The 18,846-nt window shown below is 63.1% G+C and carries 19 protein-coding genes and 1 pseudogene; 15 read left to right on the forward strand and 5 right to left on the reverse strand.

What is annotated here, in order from left to right:
* Positions 1-158: 158 nt before the first annotated feature.
* Positions 159-1,250: a Gfo/Idh/MocA family oxidoreductase gene (locus EOB49_RS27630; protein WP_127321351.1), complete on the reverse strand. Its 1,092-nt coding sequence runs from the start codon at positions 1,248-1,250 to the stop codon at positions 159-161.
* Positions 1,251-1,520: 270 nt separating this feature from the next.
* Here EOB49_RS27630 and EOB49_RS27635 point away from each other — a divergent pair, with 270 nt between their 5' ends.
* The 8 genes and pseudogenes from EOB49_RS27635 (at position 1,521) to EOB49_RS27670 (ending at position 9,365) form a co-directional block, all read left to right on the forward strand.
* On the forward strand, positions 1,521-2,024 hold the full coding sequence (locus tag EOB49_RS27635) for an Rrf2 family transcriptional regulator (protein ID WP_024501511.1): 504 nt from the start codon (positions 1,521-1,523) through the stop codon (positions 2,022-2,024).
* Positions 2,025-2,066: 42 nt separating this feature from the next.
* On the forward strand, positions 2,067-2,525 hold the full coding sequence (locus EOB49_RS27640) for a carboxymuconolactone decarboxylase family protein (RefSeq protein WP_127269912.1): 459 nt from the start codon (positions 2,067-2,069) through the stop codon (positions 2,523-2,525).
* A 60-nt stretch (positions 2,526-2,585) separates the two neighbouring features.
* On the forward strand, positions 2,586-2,963 hold the full coding sequence (locus EOB49_RS27645) for a DoxX family protein (RefSeq protein ID WP_127382848.1): 378 nt from the start codon (positions 2,586-2,588) through the stop codon (positions 2,961-2,963).
* A gap of 114 nt (positions 2,964-3,077) precedes the next feature.
* A complete protein-coding gene (locus EOB49_RS27650) occupies positions 3,078-4,139 on the forward strand; it encodes a glycosyltransferase family 4 protein (RefSeq protein ID WP_127382849.1) in 1,062 nt (353 codons plus the stop codon).
* Positions 4,140-4,189: 50 nt separating this feature from the next.
* Positions 4,190-6,354: pseudogene (locus EOB49_RS27655) on the forward strand (amylo-alpha-1,6-glucosidase).
* A gap of 141 nt (positions 6,355-6,495) precedes the next feature.
* On the forward strand, positions 6,496-8,277 hold the full coding sequence (locus EOB49_RS27660) for a trehalose-6-phosphate synthase (protein WP_127382850.1): 1,782 nt from the start codon (positions 6,496-6,498) through the stop codon (positions 8,275-8,277).
* The gene (gene otsB / locus EOB49_RS27665; RefSeq protein WP_127382851.1) at positions 8,274-9,056 is read left to right on the forward strand and encodes a trehalose-phosphatase; all 783 of its coding nucleotides are present in this window, start codon (positions 8,274-8,276) and stop codon (positions 9,054-9,056) included. Before EOB49_RS27660 ends, otsB begins: the two co-directional genes overlap by 4 nt.
* 60 nt (positions 9,057-9,116) lie before the next feature.
* The gene (locus EOB49_RS27670) at positions 9,117-9,365 is read left to right on the forward strand and encodes a hypothetical protein (RefSeq protein ID WP_127269146.1); all 249 of its coding nucleotides are present in this window, start codon (positions 9,117-9,119) and stop codon (positions 9,363-9,365) included.
* Between the two features lie 30 nt (positions 9,366-9,395).
* Here EOB49_RS27670 and EOB49_RS27675 read toward each other — a convergent pair whose 3' ends face one another.
* Positions 9,396-10,118, reverse strand: a complete 723-nt coding sequence (locus EOB49_RS27675; RefSeq protein WP_127382852.1) for an SDR family oxidoreductase — start codon at positions 10,116-10,118, stop codon at positions 9,396-9,398.
* Positions 10,115-10,960, reverse strand: a complete 846-nt coding sequence (locus EOB49_RS27680; protein WP_127382853.1) for an SDR family NAD(P)-dependent oxidoreductase — start codon at positions 10,958-10,960, stop codon at positions 10,115-10,117. Before EOB49_RS27680 ends, EOB49_RS27675 begins: the two co-directional genes overlap by 4 nt.
* A gap of 103 nt (positions 10,961-11,063) precedes the next feature.
* Here EOB49_RS27680 and EOB49_RS27685 point away from each other — a divergent pair, with 103 nt between their 5' ends.
* Positions 11,064-11,951 (forward strand): helix-turn-helix transcriptional regulator, encoded by an 888-nt coding sequence (locus EOB49_RS27685; RefSeq protein WP_127382854.1) that lies wholly within the window; start codon positions 11,064-11,066, stop codon positions 11,949-11,951.
* Between the two features lie 4 nt (positions 11,952-11,955).
* On the opposite strand, the gene EOB49_RS27690 is transcribed toward EOB49_RS27685, so the two are convergent.
* Positions 11,956-12,591 carry a TetR family transcriptional regulator C-terminal domain-containing protein gene (locus EOB49_RS27690; RefSeq protein WP_027034993.1) on the reverse strand — a complete coding sequence of 212 codons (636 nt, stop codon included), beginning with the start codon at positions 12,589-12,591 and terminating at the stop codon, positions 11,956-11,958.
* Positions 12,592-12,833: 242 nt separating this feature from the next.
* Here EOB49_RS27690 and EOB49_RS27695 point away from each other — a divergent pair, with 242 nt between their 5' ends.
* The 6 genes from EOB49_RS27695 to EOB49_RS27720 all read left to right on the forward strand — a co-directional run bounded on the left by EOB49_RS27695 (position 12,834) and on the right by EOB49_RS27720 (position 18,262).
* Positions 12,834-14,162 (forward strand): aspartate aminotransferase family protein, encoded by a 1,329-nt coding sequence (locus tag EOB49_RS27695; protein ID WP_127382855.1) that lies wholly within the window; start codon positions 12,834-12,836, stop codon positions 14,160-14,162.
* A 139-nt stretch (positions 14,163-14,301) separates the two neighbouring features.
* The gene (locus EOB49_RS27700; protein WP_245472859.1) at positions 14,302-14,724 is read left to right on the forward strand and encodes an endonuclease domain-containing protein; all 423 of its coding nucleotides are present in this window, start codon (positions 14,302-14,304) and stop codon (positions 14,722-14,724) included.
* 3 nt (positions 14,725-14,727) lie between these two features.
* The gene (locus EOB49_RS27705; RefSeq protein WP_023813190.1) at positions 14,728-15,978 is read left to right on the forward strand and encodes a Zn-dependent hydrolase; all 1,251 of its coding nucleotides are present in this window, start codon (positions 14,728-14,730) and stop codon (positions 15,976-15,978) included.
* A gap of 62 nt (positions 15,979-16,040) precedes the next feature.
* Positions 16,041-17,492: a dihydropyrimidinase gene (gene hydA / locus EOB49_RS27710; RefSeq protein ID WP_127382857.1), complete on the forward strand. Its 1,452-nt coding sequence runs from the start codon at positions 16,041-16,043 to the stop codon at positions 17,490-17,492.
* 2 nt (positions 17,493-17,494) lie between these two features.
* Positions 17,495-17,863: a hypothetical protein gene (locus EOB49_RS27715; RefSeq protein WP_127382858.1), complete on the forward strand. Its 369-nt coding sequence runs from the start codon at positions 17,495-17,497 to the stop codon at positions 17,861-17,863.
* Between the two features lie 21 nt (positions 17,864-17,884).
* Entirely contained in the window at positions 17,885-18,262 is a 378-nt protein-coding gene (locus EOB49_RS27720; RefSeq protein WP_127382859.1) for a hypothetical protein, read from the forward strand.
* A gap of 17 nt (positions 18,263-18,279) precedes the next feature.
* Here EOB49_RS27720 and EOB49_RS27725 read toward each other — a convergent pair whose 3' ends face one another.
* Positions 18,280-18,684: a cupin domain-containing protein gene (locus tag EOB49_RS27725; protein ID WP_127270638.1), complete on the reverse strand. Its 405-nt coding sequence runs from the start codon at positions 18,682-18,684 to the stop codon at positions 18,280-18,282.
* Between the last annotated feature and the right edge of the window lie 162 nt (positions 18,685-18,846).

Consider the following 18,846-nt stretch of genomic DNA (forward strand, 5'->3'; position numbering starts at 1 on the left):
CCCCTCATCCGCCTGCCGGCACCTTCTCCCCGTATAGTGATGGGGAGAAGGGAGACGCTCCAACGCTGACGACCCCCTCTCCCCGTTCTTCACGGGGAGAGGGTAAGGGTGAGGGGCAGCGCCGGCCTGAAACGATTGCCGCCAGCAGCCGGATTGCGTCAGGCCAGGTCGATGGTCCGTCCCAGTGCGATGCTCTGTTCGGCGGCCAGCACGATGCGCAGGCTGTTGACCGCCGCATCCATCTGCTCGGTGAGGTCGAGATCCTCGCGGATGGCGCGCAGGAAGAAGGCCTGCTCACGATCGCAGAGTTCCTGGTGGCCGGGCTCGTCCTCCATGCTGACGATCTCGTCGGGCTTCGAGAAATTCTTGTCGCCGTCGACCGCGGCATAGTGGATCTTCAGCGCATCGGTCTTGGTGTGGCGGTCGATGTCGGCGGAGTTCGAAACCTCTGCCAGTTCGGCAGCACTGTTCGCCTGCTGTCCGGCGACGATCGACACCGCGCCCTTGGGGCCGACCACGTCCTTCACGAAATAGGCCGTTTCGCTCATCATCGGGCCCCAGCCCGCCTCGTACCAGCCGACCGAGCCGTCATCGAAGGTGACGTGCAGGTGGCCGTAATTCTGCTTGTCGGCCTCCGCCCAGAGCTTGGCGCCGATGCCATGCACGCGCACCGGCTTGGCGCCGGTCAGCTGGCACATGACGTCGACATAGTGGACGCCGCAATCGACGATCGGGATCAGCGAATCGATCAGGTTCTTGTGCCAGTGCCAGGCGCTGCCGCTGCTCTGCTGGTTGAGGTTGAGCCGCATCACAAGCGGCTTGCCGAGCGTCTTGCCGACCTCGATGAACTTGATCCAGGAGGGGTGGACGCGCAGGATATAGCCGAGCACCAGTTTGCGGTTCTTCGCCCGCGCCGCCGCGACCACCTTTTCGGCGTCCTCATTGTTGGTGGCGAGCGGCTTTTCCATGAACACGTGGCAGTTGGCGGCGATTGCCTTCAGCGCATACTCGGCGTGGGTGTTCGGCCAGCTGTTGATCGACACCGCGTCTGGTTTTGTCTCCTTCAGCGCCTGGTCGAAATCCTCATAGAGTGGGTAGCCGGCTAATTCTCCCGGAATCTTCGTGTTGGTCTTGATCGAGCGGCTCATGATGCCGACGATCTCGAAACCGTCGAGCCGGTGATACGCGCTGGCATGCGACGCACCCATATTGCCGAGACCCACCACCAGCACTTTTACTCTGTCGGACACCGCTGCCTCCCAAATTCTTGATTAAATCACAGGCGGCGCTGTTGCCGTCGCCCGCATGTTTATCCAGGACAATCACCTTAGGTTGGCGCCGCCCCTCATTGCCCTGCCGGGCATTTCTCCCCGTATAGTGACGGGGAGAAAGACGCTGTCATCGCCGATTTCGCCAATCACCAACGTATTCCTTTTTCGAAAGCGGACGACTCTGCATTTTCCTATTGCAGATAAGAATTATCCACGATACTATGTATCCACGATAAAGGAGCCGATCCAATGAAGCTGGGCGAGGGCGTTGAGGCAGCCATCCATTGCGCTGCCACGCTGGCGAGTGTGGAGGGGAACAGCACCATGCCTGGCGCTGCTCTCGCCGAGGCCTTTGGCCTGTCGCCTAGCTACCTGCTGAAGCATCTCAACATGCTGAGCGCCGCGCGCATCCTGGAATCGGTGCCCGGGCCTGCCGGTGGCTATCGGCTGGCGCGGCCGGCCGAGCGCATCACGCTGCTCGACATCGTGCTGGCCGTCGAGGGCCGCGAGCCGGCCTTCCGTTGCGGCGAGATCCGCCAGCGCGGTCCGGTGAAGCTCGATGCATCGGCCTATGTCAAACCCTGCGGCATCAACGCCGCGATGCTGAAGGCCGAGCGCGCCTATCGCGCCGCGCTCGCCGAGACCAAACTGTCCGATATCGTGGCCACCTATGCGGCAGAAGGCGATCCCAGGTCGCTTGCCGCGAGCTGCGCCTTCGTCGAGCGCCACCAGCGGCCGCAGAAATCCAGTTAACCCCGCAGACCCAAACCCAAGCAGATTTGAAAGGACAAGAAGATGAAACAGAGGCTGCAATTTTTCGCCAAGGCGCCGGAGATCATGAAGGCCGTGTCGGCGCTCAACAAGGCGGTGGACGAATGCGGGCTCGAGGTGAGCCTGCTGCACCTGATCAAGCTCAGAGCGTCGCAGATCAATGGCTGCTCGTACTGCGTCGAGATGCATAGCCGCGAGGCGAGGCGCGACGGCGAGACCGAGCAGCGGCTCTACCTGGTTTCAGCCTGGAAGGAATCGCCGCTGTTTTCCGAGCGCGAACGCGCCGCCTTGGCCTGGACCGAGGCCGTCACCCTGATCGCCAACAATGGCGTGCCGGACGAGCTCTATGCAAAGACGCTCGAGCATTTCTCGGAAGAGGAGCTGGTCAAGCTGTCCGTTGCGCTCGGCATGATCAACACCTGGAACCGGCTGTGCATTCCGTTCCAGGCCATTCACCCGATGCCGGCGGCCAAGGCCGCCTGATTGTGTTTTAGGAGCGCCGTCGAAAGGCGGCGCTCCGACTGTTTCTGAAGGGAGCGTTTGATGCCTGCCGATTTGCCTTCAACCTTGTTGTTTCTCGCTCGCCTGTTGCTCGGCGGCGCCTTCGTCTTCGCCGGCCTGCGCAACATCCAGAACGCGGCCTTCCTGACCCATATGATGGCCGCGCGCGGTGTGCCGCAGGCAAGATTGGCGCTGTGGCTCGGCATCGTGCTTCAGATCGCCGCCGGCGTGCTGGTCATCGCAGGATTGTGGACGGCACTCGCGGCCGCGGTGCTGCTGCTGTTCCTCATCGTCGCCACGCCGATGTTCCACAATTTCTGGGACCATCAGGGTCCGGACCGTGCGTCCCGCATCAATGGCTTCGTCGGCAATGTCGCCCTGAGCGGTGGCTTTCTGACCCTGATCGCGCAATCCGTTTGACGCACAGTTGCATGCCGACTGCGGCCTCTGGTGCCGACGGCTCGATCATAAAATCGGAACCAATCGAGGCGTTGACGCATTTCACACCTGCATGCCCAGCATCCAGGATGGAATATGAAAATCGCCCATGTCGCGCCGCTTTATGAATCGGTGCCGCCAAGGCTCTATGGCGGCACCGAGCGCATCGTCTCGTATCTAACCGAAGCGCTGGTCGATCTGGGCCATGAGGTGACGCTGTTCGCCAGTGGCGACAGCCAGACTTCCGCGACGCTGGTAGCCAGCCGGGAACGCGCGCTGCGCCTCGATCCGCGTCCGCTCAAATCCGAGATCGCTGCGCATCTTTCGATGCTTGCTCAGGTGAGGGACCGGGCGTCGGAGTTCGATGTCATCCACTTCCACCTCAGCCATTTCCTGCACTTTTCCTTCTTCGAGGATCTCGCCGACCGCACGGTGACGACGCCGCATGGCAGGCTGGATTATGTGGACCTGGCGCCGGCCTATGAACGGTTTCCGCGTTTTCCCCTGATTTCCATTTCGCACAGCCAGAAGGCGGGCCTTGCCAAGGCCAATTGGCTGGCGACGATCCATCACGGGCTGCCGACCACTCTCTACGAACCGACTTTCGAGACGACGGCGGAAGAACCCTACCTTGCCTTCCTCGGCCGGTTCTCACGCGACAAGCGCCCGGACCGCGCCATCGAGATCGCCTTGCGGTCGGGGCTCAAGCTGAAGCTTGCGGCAAAGATCGGCGACGACGACCGCGCCTATTTCCACGAGGTGGTCGAACCGTTGATCGACGGCGATCGCATCGTCTATGTCGGCGAGATCGAGGAGGACCAGAAGGCGGAATTTCTCGGCAAGGCGGCCGGCCTGCTGTTCCCGATCGACTGGCCGGAGCCGTTCGGGCTCGCCGCCATCGAGGCCATGGCTTGCGGTACGCCGGTGATCGCCTGGAATTGCGGTGCGCTGCCCGAGATCATCGATCAAGGCGTCACCGGTTTCATCGCTGACACGATGGATGGCGCGGTCGCCGCGGTGCCTGATTTGCTGCAACTCGACAGGCGCAAGGTGAGGGCCGTTTTTGAAAAGCGTTTTTCCGCTCGAAGAATGGCCGGCGACTATCTGGCCGCCTATGCACGCCTGATCGGCGTGCCGACCGAGGCGAAGGCGTCTTGAGCAACGACGTGCTCGAGCCACGACAACGAAACAACAGGGATCTTTGACGAATGGCCCAACTCGATGAGCGCCAGCTCGATCCCGCGGTTGCGCTTGCATCGCTCGACGCCACCGCCCCTCGCGAGCCGCATCGGCTGTTTGCGCTCAAGCAGGGCGATTGCTTCGCGGTTGCCGACGCCTATGGCGACATACGTGGAGCCGGCGACGGTTTCTTTCGCGACGACACACGGGTTCTTTCCGAGTTCCGGCTGACCGTCGGCGGCAGGCAGACATCGCTGCTCGGCGCCTCGCTCAGCCAGGACAATGTGCTGTTCACCACCAATTTGACCAATCTGCCGATACAGAGCGCCGGCGGACGCGACATCCCGCAGGGAGCCATCCACATTGAACGCGTCAGGCTGCTCTGGCAAGACAGGCTGTTCGAACGCATCACCCTTTCCAATTACAGCCGGGAACACTCCACGATCAACGTTTCCCTGCACTATTCCGCCGATTTCCGCGACATGTTCGAAGTGCGCGGCTCGACACGGCTGAAGCGCGGGCTGGCCCATGCCGCCGAAACAGACGCGACGTCGGTCCTGCTGCGCTATGACGGGCTCGATGGCCTGGCCCGCCTCTCTGCGATATCGTTCTCGCAGGCGCCGGACCAACTGACAGCCAACCGTGCCGATTTCCTGATCGCCGTGACCAAGCGCAGCAGGAAGGTGCTCTATGTCGAGGTCGGTCCCGAGGTGGCCGACAAGCCCGACCGCGACCGGTTCCGCGCCGCTGCCGCACGCGCCCGCTTTGGCATGCGGGCCAAACGTCGCCATGGCGCGACGGTGCGCAGCTCGGGCCGTGTCTTCAACGATTGGGTCGAGCGCGCCCGCGCCGATGTCGCGCTGCTGACCACCGAACTGGCGACCGGCCCCTATCCCTATGCCGGCATCCCCTGGTTCTCGACGGCGTTCGGTCGTGACGGCGTCATCTCGGCGCTGCAGATGCTGTGGCTCAATCCCGGCCTGGCGCGGGGCGTGTTGGCCTTTCTGGCCCAGCATCAGGCGACCGAGACCTCGCCGTTCAGCGATTCGCAGCCGGGCAAGATCATGCACGAGACCCGCAAAGGCGAAATGGTGGCGCTGCGGGAGCTTCCCTTCGGCCGCTACTACGGTGGCGTCGATACGACACCGCTCTACATCTATCTTGCTTGCGCCTACGCCGATCGTACCGGTGACATGGCGTTCATCGACGGCCTGTGGCCTTCGCTGTGCGCGGCGGCCGAATGGACGGAGGAGGCGGGCCGGGAGACCGGATTCGTGACTTACCAGCGAGCGGCCGAGTCCGGCCTCGCAAACCAGGGATGGAAGGACAGTTTCGATTCGGTCTTCCATGCCGATGGCCGCATTCCCAAGGGCCCAATAGCCCTGGTCGAAGTGCAGGGCTATGTCTTTGCCGCCTTCCGTGGGCTGGCCAAGCTTGCCCGCCGCCGTGGCGAGGGCGACAAAGCCGATCACTGGGAGGACCGCGCCGAGGCGATGCGGGTGGCGGTGGAACGCGATTTCTGGCTTGACGATCTCGGCTTCTATGCCCTCGCGATCGACGGTGCCGGCGAGCCCTGCAAGGTGCGGACCTCGAATGCCGGGCATCTGCTCTTTGTCGGATTGCCTGAGCCGGCGCGGGCACAGATGGTCGCCGACCAGCTGCTTTCCGCCTCCTTCCATTCCGGCTGGGGGCTGAGGACGCTTGCCGACGATGCGGTGTTCTTTAACCCGATGTCGTACCACAATGGCTCGATCTGGCCGCACGACACCGCCATATGCGGTGCCGGCCTGGCGCATTATGGCGAGCGTGAAAGCGTGGTTCGCCTGATGAGCGGCACATTCGAATCCGCGGTCCATTTCAACATGCGGCTGCCCGAACTGTTCTGCGGGTTTACACGCGCGCCGGGCGAAGCACCCATCGCCTATCCCGTCGCTTGCCTGCCGCAAGCGTGGTCGGCGGGATCCGCCTTCATGCTGATGCAGGCCTGCCTTGGCTTGGAGATCGACGGCTGGGGGATGGCGAAATCCGCGTGACCCGCCCGAGACTGCCGATCGGCATCGACACGCTGACACTGCGGCACCTGGGCGTCGGCGACCGGGTCGTCGATCTCACCTTCCAGCGCGTCGGTGACCGGGTCGTCGCTTTCCTTGCCGACCGCCATGAAGGGCTGGTGCCGCTCATCGTAAGGACATGATCCGAACAAAATTGCCGGAACCGATCCGAGCTTTGTGCGTTGCAAAAATACAGGTCCGAACGCTGACCACGTGGTCGGCGGACCATTTCAAACGGGAACACGAACAAACGGTCGCCGACGGCCGGGGTGAGTTGACATTCAATGACAAACTACGGTGCGGACCTGCTCTGGGTTCTGATCTTCGCGAGCCTCGGTTTTTCCGCTCTTGCCGTTTTCCTCTCCATCTCGCGGCACCGTCGCCGTCATCCACCCGCGGTCGCACATACGGCAGGCGAAGATGTGGCCGCGGAAGCCGCGCGCAAGGTGATACGGGAGTTCGAAAAGAATGGCCAATCGGCCGATGCCGCGCTGGTGACCTGGTCGCCCGAAACATTGCGCAAGATCCTGGCCGACGATCTGCCCGATGCGCAGGTCATCGTGGTGTCCAATCGCGAACCGTACATCCACAATGTGAAGGGCGACGGCGTCGAGTTGCTCGTCCCGGCCAGCGGACTGGTGTCGGCGCTCGAGCCCATTACCCGCGCCTGTGCCGGCACCTGGATCGCCTATGGCGGCGGAACGGCGGACCGCCTCACCGTCGACAACCACGATCGTGTGCAGGTGCCGCCTGGCAACCCGTCCTACACGTTGCGCCGGGTCTGGCTGACGGAGGAAGAGCATCAGGGCTATTATCTCGGTTTCGCCAATGAGGGCCTTTGGCCGCTTTGCCATATCGCCTTCACCCGGCCGATTTTTCGCGCTTCGGACTGGGCTGCCTATGAAGCCGTCAACCGGAAGTTTGCCGATACGGTGGTTGCCGAGGCCCGCAACGAGCGGCCGATCGTGCTGGTCCAGGACTACCATTTCGCGCTGCTGCCGCGCATGATCCGCGAGCGCCTGCCGGAGGCGATCGTCATCACTTTCTGGCACATCCCGTGGCCGAATTCGGAAGTGTACAGCATCTGTCCCTGGCGCGAACGCATCCTCGAGGGGCTGCTCGGCAGTTCGATCATCGGCTTCCATACCCAGTTCCACGCCAACAATTTCACCGAAAGCGTCGATCGCTTCCTGGAAAGCCGCATCGAGCGGGCCGATGCGGCCATCTCCTACGGCGGACGAACCACATTGGTGCACGCCTATCCCATCTCGATAGAATGGCCGGCGGACCTGCTGGCGAAACTTCCTGATGTCGACGATTGCCGCGCTCGCATGCGCGAGAGGTTCGGCCTTAAAGCGGATGTGAAGCTGGCCGTCGGGGTCGAGCGCCTCGATTACACCAAGGGCATTCTTGATCGGTTTCACGCTTTGAACGAATTGTTCAAGCGACAGCCTGAATGGATCGGAAAACTTGTCTTCCTGCAGGTCGCGGCACCCAGCCGCGGCACGCTGCCGGCCTACAAATTGCTCCATGACGAGTGCCACCGTTATGCCGAAGAGCTCAACCGGCGTTATGGCAGCGAGGGCTACAGGCCAGTGATCATGGTGGCCGAGCATCACTCGCAAGAACAGGTTTACGAGATCTATCGGGCCGCCGACATATGCATGGTCACCAGCCTGCATGACGGCATGAACCTCGTCGCAAAGGAGTTCGTCGCCGCGCGCGACGACGAGCAGGGTGTTTTGATGCTCAGCACATTCGCCGGCGCCTCGCGCGAATTGCTGGAGGCGCTGATCGTCAACCCGTACGATGCCGCCATGATGAGCGGAGCGCTGTTGCAGGCATTGACCATGGCGCCCGAAGAACAGCGCGAGCGCATGCGACCCATGCGCGAGACGATCCGCAACAACAACGTCTATCGCTGGGCCGGCAGCATGCTTCTGGATGCGGCACGTTTGCGCAAGCGCGGAGACCTCGATCGGGTAACCGGTGCCGCCGGCGACCCGCCGCCCAGCGTCGACAATGTCGTCTCCATCTTTGAGCGCAGACGGATGGCGATGTCATGAGCGATACGCTGCAGAAGATTATTGGCGAGACCCTGCAAAAGCCGCAGGCCGTCATGGAGAAACCGCAGCCTGTGCTGGCCGGCGAGTGGGCACTGTTCCTCGACATCGACGGCACGTTGCTGGAACATGCCGAGCACCCGGACGCAGTCTCGGTCAGCGACGAGCTTCGCTCCTTGCTGCAAGGCCTGGACCGCAAGCTGAACGGGGCGTTGGCGTTCATCACGGGCCGGTCCGTTGCGGCCGTCGACCATCTGTTTCAGCCTTTGAAACTGCGAGCCGCCGGGCTCTATGGCCTGGAACATCGGCTCCTGCCGGACGACGACGTCGAAATCGCGGACGAGCCGGCGGATATCGCAGCCCTTGCCGACGAGATCGAGGCCGAGCTCGGTCGTGGGGCCTATATCGAGCGCAAGGGACGGGTGCTGGCCATCCACACGCGCGCCGCCCCGCATCTGCTTCCGCGCGCGACGCAGCTTGTCGAGCAGGCGCTGGCCGGTTTGCCAAAGGGCTACCGGGTGGTTGCCGGCAACGCCGGCGTGGAATTGCTGCCGCTGGAGGCGGCCAAGGGTGCCGCGATTCGGCGTTTCATGGAGATTGCGCCATTCGCAGGTCGCCGCCCGGTCTTCCTGGGCGACGACACGTCGGACGAAAACGGCTTCGAAACGATCAATGATGCCGGCGGCATATCGATACGGGTCAAACCACCGGCGCAAACCACCGCGCAGTACGGGCTGGCCGGCGTTGCCGAGACGCTGGCCTGGCTGAGAGGTCAACTCTAGGTGCAGCCGACGCAACCGTGATCGCGCCTCCTGGAAAGGACAAGGAAAGGAACGGTTTCGATGGGACGCTTTGCACAATTGGTTCGAGAGATCACCCCGAACTGGCTTCACGCTCGCTCCTCCCGCCATGAGATCGCCGACGTTTCACCGTCCGACGCGGACTACAGCTGGCAAGAGGCGATCGACAACAAGATGTATGGGGCGGATACATCTGACTATTCCCATGTGCCGGAAAAGCCTGTTTCGGCAAAACCGGCAGGCGACAGGCCCGCGGACGAGAACGACCGCGTTCCAAAGAAGGCCAATTAAGGTCCCGTCGGAGTCCGATAGTCGCTGTTCCTATGCCGCAAATCTCAGCCCGCCGTCGCAGGTCAGCACCTGGCCGGTCATGAAGCCGTTGGAGACGAGGAAGGCGATTGCGTCGGCCACGTCTTCGGCCCGACCGACGCGGCCGACCGGGGTCTTGCCGGCATAGTCGGCAAAGATCGTTTGCCTCTGCTCTTCGGCCAGAAAATCCCACCAGGGCGTGTCGATGACGCCCGGCGCCACGACATTGACGCGCAGCGGTTTCAGTTCCAGGGCCAGGATCGGCACCACAGTCAACAGCATGCCGTTGATGGCGGCGATACCGGCGACGCCGGGCGTCGCGAGCTGCGCCGACACCGCCGAGATGAAGGTGACCGATCCGGCCTTGTTGAGTGTCGGCAAGGCGGCCTGCAGGCAGGACAGCTGCGGGCGGACCTTTTCCTCCACGCCACTGCCGATGTCGCTCAGGTCAAGCGTCGGGAAGGGGCCGAGGCCCTTGCCGCCGCTGGCCGCCAGCACCAGATGGTCGAAAGGACCGAGGCTCTCGAAGAACTGGCGGACCTCATCCGGCTTCGCGGCGTCGAAAGCAGCCTTCCCGGCAGCGCTGCCAAGGCTTTTCCAAGCGCTCTTCAGTTTGTCCTCGTTGCGCCCGGTGATGGTCACCTTCATGCCGGGACCAAGCAGCTTGCGCGCCGTCGCCAGGCCGATGCCGGACGAGCCGCCGATGATGACGGTATGTTGGATTGTCTTGGTCATGAATGGTCTTCCTTCGATGTGGGGGAGGCCGTGCCGATGAGATCAAGGCTCAAGGCTCGCAGACTTTGCCTTGCCTTGGCGTCATAGGCCTGGGTATCGGCGCCGGATTCCCGCAGGCCGTCGAAATAGAGGCCGCTTTTCCCGTCGAGCGCGGGTGATGTGGCGAGATTGAGGATGGCATCGGCGCCGGGCTCGACCGAGCTCCACGGCGTCACCCCGGCCTGCCGGACCATGGTGGTGTTCATGTAGCTCGCCGGATGCAATGCGTTGACGGTGACGCCGGTGCCTTTCAGATGCTCCGCAAGGTCGACTGTGAACAGGATCTGCGCCAGCTTGCTCTGGCAATAGGCACGCACGCCGTCATAGGAGCGAGTCAGCATGATATCGCTGAAATCGATCGCCTGCTGCCCCGCCGAGGCGACATTGACGATGCGCGCCGGCGTGCTCTCCTTCAGCAACGGCAGAAGCTCCGATGTCAGCAGGAAACCGGCGAGATAATTGACAGCGAAGCGCAGTTCGTAGCCGTCAGCGCTGACCTGCCTTTTGGCGCCTTGGCCCGCCGTGCCGACGCCCGCATTGTTGATGAGGATGTCGAGCCGATCCGTCCTTGCGTGCACCGCCTCGGCGAGCCGGCGCACTTCGGCCAGAGAGGAGAGGTCGGCGACCAGAAGCTCGGCCTTGCCGCCGGTGGCTTCGATTTCGGTGACAACAGCCTTGCCGCGCGTCGCATCGCGGCCATGCACCAGCACACGGGCGCCCGCGGCGCCGAGCCGTTGCGCGACGACCCGGCCGACGCCATCGGTAGAGCCGGTGATGAGGATCGTCTTGTCTTTGAGTTCCATGTTCAGAGCCTCCGTTCTGTTGCTCTGAACCGAAGATGGGACAGTTGGCGCGGGCCAAACAGTTCAAACTTTATCCTGGTATCAATACTGCTATAATACCCGCATGGAGTCCCAACCCCACGCTGCCCCCACACATTCGGCTGAAGACAGCCGCCGGCGCGAACTCGGCGCCTTCCTGCGCTCGCGCCGCGAAAGGCTGACGCCCTCGGCCACCGGCATCGCCACCGGTCTCAGGCGGCGTACGCCGGGCTTGCGCCGCGAGGAGGTGGCGATGATCGCCGGTGTCGGCACCACCTGGTACACATGGCTGGAGCAGGGGCGGGAGGTCAGGCCCTCGGTCGAGGTGCTGACGGCACTTGCCGAAGCACTGCGCCTCGACGCCGCCGAAAAACAGCATCTGTTCATCCTCGCCGACCGCCAGCAGCCGGAGCGCCGTGCCGTGGCGCCGGAAAAAGTCGACGGCCCCTTGCTGCACATGCTGCAGAGCCTGGTGCTGCAGCCGGCCTATGTTGTCGGGCGGCGCTGGGATGTGCTGGCCTGGAACCCGGCTGCCGTCGCGGTGTTCGGCGACTATGGCTTGCTGGAGGGTGACGCCCGCAACATCGTCCACATGGTGTTCACGAGCCCGCACCACCGGCGCCTGCTGGTCGACTGGGAGCAACTGGCGCGCACCGTGCTGGCCTCGTTTCGGGCCGCGAGTGCGCGTTATGTCGGCGATCCGGATTTCGAGCGGCTGATCGAGTTGATGACGCGTTCGAGCCCCGAATTTCGCGCCTGGTGGCCGCAGCGCGACGTCGCGCACCGGTTGTCGGGGGTGAAGCATGTCCGGCACCCGAGCGCGGGCGCCATGACCTTCGAGCATATGAGCCTGTCGATCGGCGATGGCTCCGACATGAAGCTGATCGTCTACACGCCGCTCGCCGAGCAGAACTCGGTCGCCAAGCTGCAGACATTGCTGGACGCGCTGCCGGTTGAGCGGCGCAGCGCCTGAAGCGTCAGGTCTTCGGCTTCAGCCCATCCAAGAACAATTGTTCGAGAAACCTTGCCGCATCCTCGAAGCGGCCGTCGCCACCGCGGTTCGGCCCGAGCACGGCCCGGACCTGGACGTCGAAATCGGCGTAGTGCTGCGTCGTCGCCCAGATCGAGAAGATCAGGTGCCACGGATCGGTCTTGGCGATCTTGCCGGCGCGCATCCAGCCCTTGATGACGGTCGCCTTCTCGTCGACCAGCGTCTTCAACTCTCCGGCCAGCAGCGGCATGATGCGCGGCGCGCCTTGCAGGATCTCGTTGGCGAACAGCCGGCTCTCGCGCGGAAAGTCGCGCGCCATTTCCAGCTTGCGTCTGATGTAGCTGCGCAATTCGGTCAAGGGGTCGCCGATGTCATCGAGTTCACGCAGCGGCGCCAGCCAGGTGTCGAGCAGGCGCTGCATCAGCGTCTCGTGGATGTCTTCCTTGCGGCGGAAATAATAGAGCAGGTTCGGCTTCGACATGCCGGCGGCTTCGGCGATCTGGTCAATGGTCGAGCCACGAAAACCGTTGGTCGAGAAAACCTCGAGCGCCGCCTCCAGGATGAGTTCGCGCTTTTCCTGCTGGATGCGGGTGCGGCGAGGGGCGTCCGTGCCGATGGTCACCGTTGCAAGCCCTCGTGTTGCCAAACCTCGCGTTCAAGGTCATCTGGACCAATTCTCTGGACCAGTTTTTCCCTAGCCTGTGGAACGCACTTCAGGTGCCGCATTTCCGCTAGTAATCCCTTGACCGCCGACAGGGCGGTGCTAACGTTTGTCCAATCGGTCAAAAATTTGCGTAGCATGAAAACGCGGCATAGACCAAGCGTTGGGCGCACCGAAACAGATTACAAGGGGAAGTCCTGGTCATGTCCAACCGGCTGAAAGTCACGCCGAACGATCTCAGCGCATTCTGGATGCCGTTCACGGCAAACCGGCAGTTCAAGCAGGCGCCGCGCATGATGGTGTCCGCCAAGGACATGCATTACACGACCAGCGACGGCCGCAAGGTTCTCGACGGCACCGCCGGCCTGTGGTGCGTCAATGCCGGCCACTGCCGTCCCAAGATCACCGAGGCGATCCAGCAGCAGGCCGCCGAGCTCGACTATGCGCCCGCCTTCCAGATGGGCCACCCGATCGTGTTCGAACTGGCCAGCCGCCTGGTCGACCTCGCGCCCAAGGGCATGGACCATGTCTTCTTCACCAATTCCGGCTCGGAATCGGTCGAGACCGCGCTCAAGATGGCCATCGCCTATCATCGTGTGAAGGGCGAGGGCTCGCGCACCCGGCTGATCGGTCGCGAGCGCGGCTATCACGGCGTCAATTTCGGCGGCATCTCGGTGGGCGGCATCGTCACCAACCGCAAGATGTTCGGCACGCTGCTCGGCGGCGTCGACCACATGCCGCACACGCATCTGCCGGAAAAGAACGCCTTCACCAAGGGCGTGCCGGAGTATGGCGCGGAACTCGCCAACGAACTGGAGCGCATTGTCGCCCTGCACGACGCTTCCACCATCGCCGCCGTCATCGTCGAGCCGGTCGCCGGCTCCACCGGCGTCATCCTGCCGCCGAAGGGTTATCTCGAGAGGCTGCGCGAAATCTGCACCAAGCATGGCATCCTGTTGATCTTCGACGAGGTCATCACCGGTTTCGGCCGTCTCGGCACGCCGTTCGCCGCCGACTATTTCGGTGTGACGCCCGACATCATGACCACCGCCAAGGGCGTCTCCAACGGCGTCGTCCCGATGGGCGCGGTGTTTGTGAAGAAGGAGATCCACGACGCCTTCATGACCGGCCCCGAGCACATGATCGAGTTCTTCCACGGCTACACCTATTCGGGCAACCCGATCGCCTGCGCGGCCGCACTCGGTACGCTCGACACCTACAAGGAAGAGGGCCTGCTGACCCGCGGCGAGGAGCTGGCGCCGTACTGGGAAGACGCGCTGCATTCGCTGAAGGGCGAGCCGAACGTCATCGATATCAGGAACATCGGCCTGATCGGTGCGATCGAGCTGGCGCCGATCGCCGGCCAGCCGACCAAGCGGGCCTTCTCGGCCTTCGTCAAGGCGTTCGAGCGCGGCGCGCTGATCCGCACCACCGGCGACATCATCGCGCTGTCGCCGCCGCTGATCATCACCAAGGGCCAGATCAACGAATTGATCGACCATGTCAGAGAAGTCTTGCGAGCGATAGATTGACGAACTGGACGCGGATATCCCTCCCCCTCGAGGGGAGGGTGGCCGCGAAGCGGTCGGGTGGGGTCGGTGCGACTGGGTGCCGACCTGATCTTTTGCTGCGTGGCCGCGTCTGATGCCCCGTACCCGCGTGAGCTTCGAAATGCGCCAGAAGGCGCGCGCGCTTCGAGTTCACGCGACCAAGGGCGAATCCCTCCTGTGGTATGAACTGCGGGAGTTGAAATCGGGTGGCATCAAGTTCCGCCGACAGTGCCCGATTGGGCCTTATATCGTCGACTTCGCTTGCCTCGGGGTGAGGCTGATCGTCGAGGTCGATGGTGATCTGCACGAACACGAGAAGGGCAAGCGGCACGATGCCGTTCGCGATGCTTATTTGCGCTCACTCGGGTTTGACGTCTTCCGCGTTGACGAGCCCGATGTCATAAACAACGCGTGGCACGTCGCGCAGGTGGTCAAGGGGAAGGTCGAGCATATGTCAGCCGACCCCACCCGACCGCTTCGCGGCCACCCTCCCCTCGAGGCCCTCGAGGGGGAGGGGGACGCCTGCGCATCAATGAGGTTTTAGAGCATGGCCGCACCCGGCGAGAATCTGCGAATCAATTCAGACCGTTTGTGGGATTCCATCATGGAGATGGCGAAGATTGGTCCCGGCATCGCCGGCGGCAACAATCGCCAGACCGTGACCGACGAAGACGGCGAAGGGCGGCATCTGTTCAAGCGCTGGTGCGATGCGGCCGGGCTCGAAATGGGCGTCGATGAAATGGGCACGATGTTTGCCCGCCGCGAAGGCACCGATCCCAGCCTGCCGCCGGTCTATGTCGGCAGCCATCTCGATACGCAGCCGACCGGCGGCAAGTACGACGGCGTGCTCGGCGTGCTGGGCGGGCTTGAAGTGGTGCGCTCGCTCAACGATCTCGGCATCAAGACCAAACATCCGATCGTCGTCACCAACTGGACGAACGAGGAGGGCTCGCGCTTTGCGCCGGCTATGATGGCGTCCGGCGTGTTCGCCGGCGTGCTCGACCAGGCCGATGTGTACGGGCATGTCGACAAGCAGGGCAAGAAATTCGGTGAGGAGCTCGAGCGCATCGGCTGGAAAGGCAGCGAGAAGGTCGGCGATCGCAAGATCCACGCCTTCTTCGAACTGCATATCGAACAGGGTCCGATCCTCGAGGACGAAGATATCGACATCGGTGTCGTCACCCATGGCCAGGGCCTTAAATGGCTGCAGGTGACGCTGACAGGCAAGGAAGCCCACACCGGCTCGACGCCGATGCCCAAGCGCCGTAATGCCGGGCTCGGCATGGCGCGGGTGATCGAACTGGTGCACGAGATCGCCATGGACTACCAGCCCGATGCCGTCGGCGCGGTCGGCCACATGGAGGTCTATCCCAACTCGCGCAACATCATCGCCGGACGCACCGTCTTCACCGTCGATATCCGCTCGCCGGAAAAAGAAGTGCTGGACGCGATGGATGGTCGCATCCGCGAAGGCATCGACACGATCTGCGATGCGCTCGACATCCGCTACGAGATCGAACAGGTCGGCGCTTTCGATCCGGTGACCTTCGATGCCGGGTGCGTCAAGGCGATCCGCGATGCCGCCGAACGCCTCGGCTATTCCCACCGCAACATCGTCTCCGGCGCCGGCCACGACGCCTGCTGGATCAACCGCGTCGCGCCCACCGCCATGGTGATGTGCCCCTGCGTCGATGGCCTCAGCCACAACGAAGCCGAGGAGATCACCAAGGAATGGGCCTCGGCTGGCGCCGACGTTTTGTTCCATGCGGTGGTGGAGACGGCTGTCATCGTGGAGTGAGCTTAGAATCAACCTTCCAAACGACGCTCGTAAGAAGCGCGGCAAGAACAAGGGAACAGCTAATGACCAAAGTCATCCGAAACGGCACCATCGTCACTGCTGACCGCACCTGGAAGGCCGATGTGCTGATGCAGCACGGCAAGATCGTCGCCATCGGCTCGGGCCTGCATGGCGACCATGAGTTCGACGCCACCGGCTGCTACATCATGCCGGGCGGCATCGACCCGCACACCCATCTCGAAATGCCGTTCATGGGCACCTATTCGGCCGATGATTTCCAATCCGGCACGCGCGCGGCGCTCTCCGGCGGCACGACGATGGTGGTCGATTTCTGCCTGCCGGCGCCACAGCAGTCGCTGCTCGAAGCCTTGCAGATGTGGGACAACAAGACCTCGAAAGCGTCCTGCGACTACTCCTTCCACATGGCGATCACCTGGTGGGGCAAGCAGGTGTTCGACGAGATGGCCACTGTCGTCGACAAGGGCATCACCTCGTTCAAGCACTTCATGGCCTACAAGGGCGCGCTGATGGTCGATGACGACGAGATGTATGCGTCGTTCCAGCGCTGCGCCGATCTCGGCGCGCTGCCGCTGGTGCATGCCGAGAATGGCGATGTGGTCGCCGCCCTGTCGCAGAAGCTGCTGGCTGCCGGCAACAACGGCCCCGAGGGCCACGCCTATTCACGGCCGCCCGAAGTGGAAGGCGAGGCGACCAACCGCGCCATCATGATCGCCGACATGGCCGGCGTGCCGCTCTATGTCGTGCATGTCTCCTGCGAGCAGAGCCACGAAGCGATCCGTCGGGCGCGCCAGAAGGGCATGCGGGTGTTCGGAGAACCGCTGATCCAGCACCTGACGCTGGACGAGAGCGAGTATTTCGACAAGGACTGGGACCATGCGGCGCGCCGCGTGATGAGCCCGCCCTTCCGCAACAAATTGCACCAGGATTCGCTGTGGGCGGGCCTGCAGGCGGGCTCGCTGCAGGTGGTGGCGACCGATCATTGCGCTTTCACCACCAAGCAGAAGCGCAACGGCGTCGGCGATTTCACCAAGATCCCGAACGGCACCGGCGGCCTCGAAGATCGCATGCCGGTGCTGTGGACGACGGGCGTCAACACCGGCCGGCTGACGATGAACGAGTTCGTCGCGGTGACCTCGACCAACATCGCCAAGATCCTCAACATGTATCCGAAGAAGGGCGCCATCGTAGAGGGCGCCGACGCCGACATCGTCGTCTGGGACCCCAAGCGCAAGAAAAAGATCACCTCGAAGAAGCAGCAGTCTGTCATCGACTACAACGTGTTCGAAGGGTTCGAGGTGACCGGTCTGCCGCGGTTCGTGTTCTCGCGTGGCGAACTGTCGATCCAGGAGGCCGAAATCAAGGCCAAGCCCGGGCATGGAGAATTCGTCGGCCGCGAGCCGAATGCGGCGGTCAACCGGGCGCTGTCGACGTGGAAAGAGATTTCCGCGCCGCGCAAGGTGGAACGCACCGGCATCCCGGCGACCGGGGTTTGAGCTTGGCGCGTTCGGCCGCGCTCATTTCGTTGGTGGTGGCGGCAAGTGTCGCTGGTCCGGCAGCAGGCGGCGTGCTGGCCGGCTCCTGGGGCAATGATGTCGGCTGTGCAGGCGTCAAAGCCGGTTATCAGGACAGCGATGCCTACATCGTGCTGACCGCCGAAGGCATCGAGACCTATGGCAGCGGCTGCCGGTTCGCGCAGCAATTGACGCCGGCGCTGGGTGCACAATCGCTGACTTCGACCTGTTCAGCCGAGGGTGAGGCGGGAACGACAATCGAAACCGTCGTGGTCACCAACAAGGGAGAGGATGGTTTCTTCGTCACCATCCCCGGCCTTGAGGAAATGGGGCCGCTGCAATCATGTTCGTAACGTTGGGCATTGGGGGTGAGCATGCGTGGTTTTGGTTTGTCTGTTGCGATGGTTCTTGTGCTGGCGGCGGGGCAGGCCTCGGCGGCAGGTATCGATCTGTCGAAACCCTATGGCGACAAATATGGCTGCATCAACCGCAACGGCCAGGAAGTCGCCGCCGATCAGATGCTGCTTTTGACCGACAAGGAATTGATCACCGCCGCCAGCGCCTGCACGTTCACGAAGACGCAAGCGCAGACTGACGGATCGCTCGTGGTGACGGCGACATGTGAGGCGGAAGGCGAAGAGGGACAGGAGCCGACCAAGTTTACCATCAAGCACAGCGCCAAGAACGCCAAGAAGCTGACGATCACCGATGAGGACGGCAACGTCATGGGAGAAGTTTCGCGGTGCAAATGACAGCGATCCCGTCAGCGTCAGGCGACCAGTGCATCCAGTTCCGGCAGCAGGACGACGCTTTCCTGTTCGTTGGGATCGGTGCGGGCAATGACGGCCGAAGACGGGGCGCTGCTCAGATTGGCCGGCAGATGCGGCACGCCGGCCGGAATGTAGAAGAGGTCGCCGGCCTTGACGACGATATGATGCTCGAGCCGGTCGCCATACCAGGTGTGAACTTCGCCGGAGAGCACATAGATCGCCGTCTCGTGGCTCTCATGCATATGTGCCTTGGCGCGGGCGCCGGGCGGCATGGTGAGCATGTGCATGCAGATGCCGGAGGCGCCGACGGTTTCGGCGGCGATGCCGGCGAAATAGGTCAATCCCTGCTTGCCTTCATAAGTGCTTTCAGGGCGGATAAGATGACAAGTTGGTTTAGGCGACATCGGGGAAACTCCGGGCGTCGATCGAGTGGGACAAGGTCAGTGGGACAGGGCCAAATGGGACAGGGTAAGTGGAAAACAACATCGCGATAAAAGCAATCGGATTCCAGCCGCCGCAGGGACGAAAACAGGCAGGCGGCGGCCGATGACGGGGACTTCGCCAGC

The sequence above is a fragment of the Mesorhizobium sp. M7A.F.Ca.MR.148.00.0.0 genome, assembly GCF_003997735.1.
In the GTDB taxonomy this organism is placed as follows: domain Bacteria; phylum Pseudomonadota; class Alphaproteobacteria; order Rhizobiales; family Rhizobiaceae; genus Mesorhizobium.

Bases quoted from the DNA above. Each gene is read 5' to 3' on its own strand.
- EOB49_RS27635 (WP_024501511.1), top strand. From the start codon at position 1,521: ATGAAGCTGGGCGAGGGCGTTGAGGCAGCCATCCATTGCGCTGCCACG.
- EOB49_RS27675 (WP_127382852.1), bottom strand. From the start codon at position 10,118: ATGACCAAGACAATCCAACATACCGTCATCATCGGCGGCTCGTCCGGC.
- EOB49_RS27680 (WP_127382853.1), bottom strand. From the start codon at position 10,960: ATGGAACTCAAAGACAAGACGATCCTCATCACCGGCTCTACCGATGGC.
- hydA (WP_127382857.1), top strand. From the start codon at position 16,041: ATGACCAAAGTCATCCGAAACGGCACCATCGTCACTGCTGACCGCACC.
- EOB49_RS27725 (WP_127270638.1), bottom strand. From the start codon at position 18,684: ATGTCGCCTAAACCAACTTGTCATCTTATCCGCCCTGAAAGCACTTAT.
- EOB49_RS27685 (WP_127382854.1), top strand. From the start codon at position 11,064: ATGGAGTCCCAACCCCACGCTGCCCCCACACATTCGGCTGAAGACAGC.
- EOB49_RS27660 (WP_127382850.1), top strand. From the start codon at position 6,496: ATGACAAACTACGGTGCGGACCTGCTCTGGGTTCTGATCTTCGCGAGC.
- EOB49_RS27640 (WP_127269912.1), top strand. From the start codon at position 2,067: ATGAAACAGAGGCTGCAATTTTTCGCCAAGGCGCCGGAGATCATGAAG.
- EOB49_RS27645 (WP_127382848.1), top strand. From the start codon at position 2,586: ATGCCTGCCGATTTGCCTTCAACCTTGTTGTTTCTCGCTCGCCTGTTG.
- EOB49_RS27705 (WP_023813190.1), top strand. From the start codon at position 14,728: ATGGCCGCACCCGGCGAGAATCTGCGAATCAATTCAGACCGTTTGTGG.
- EOB49_RS27670 (WP_127269146.1), top strand. From the start codon at position 9,117: ATGGGACGCTTTGCACAATTGGTTCGAGAGATCACCCCGAACTGGCTT.
- EOB49_RS27700 (WP_245472859.1), top strand. From the start codon at position 14,302: ATGCGCCAGAAGGCGCGCGCGCTTCGAGTTCACGCGACCAAGGGCGAA.
- EOB49_RS27695 (WP_127382855.1), top strand. From the start codon at position 12,834: ATGTCCAACCGGCTGAAAGTCACGCCGAACGATCTCAGCGCATTCTGG.
- EOB49_RS27650 (WP_127382849.1), top strand. From the start codon at position 3,078: ATGAAAATCGCCCATGTCGCGCCGCTTTATGAATCGGTGCCGCCAAGG.
- otsB (WP_127382851.1), top strand. From the start codon at position 8,274: ATGAGCGATACGCTGCAGAAGATTATTGGCGAGACCCTGCAAAAGCCG.
- EOB49_RS27720 (WP_127382859.1), top strand. From the start codon at position 17,885: ATGCGTGGTTTTGGTTTGTCTGTTGCGATGGTTCTTGTGCTGGCGGCG.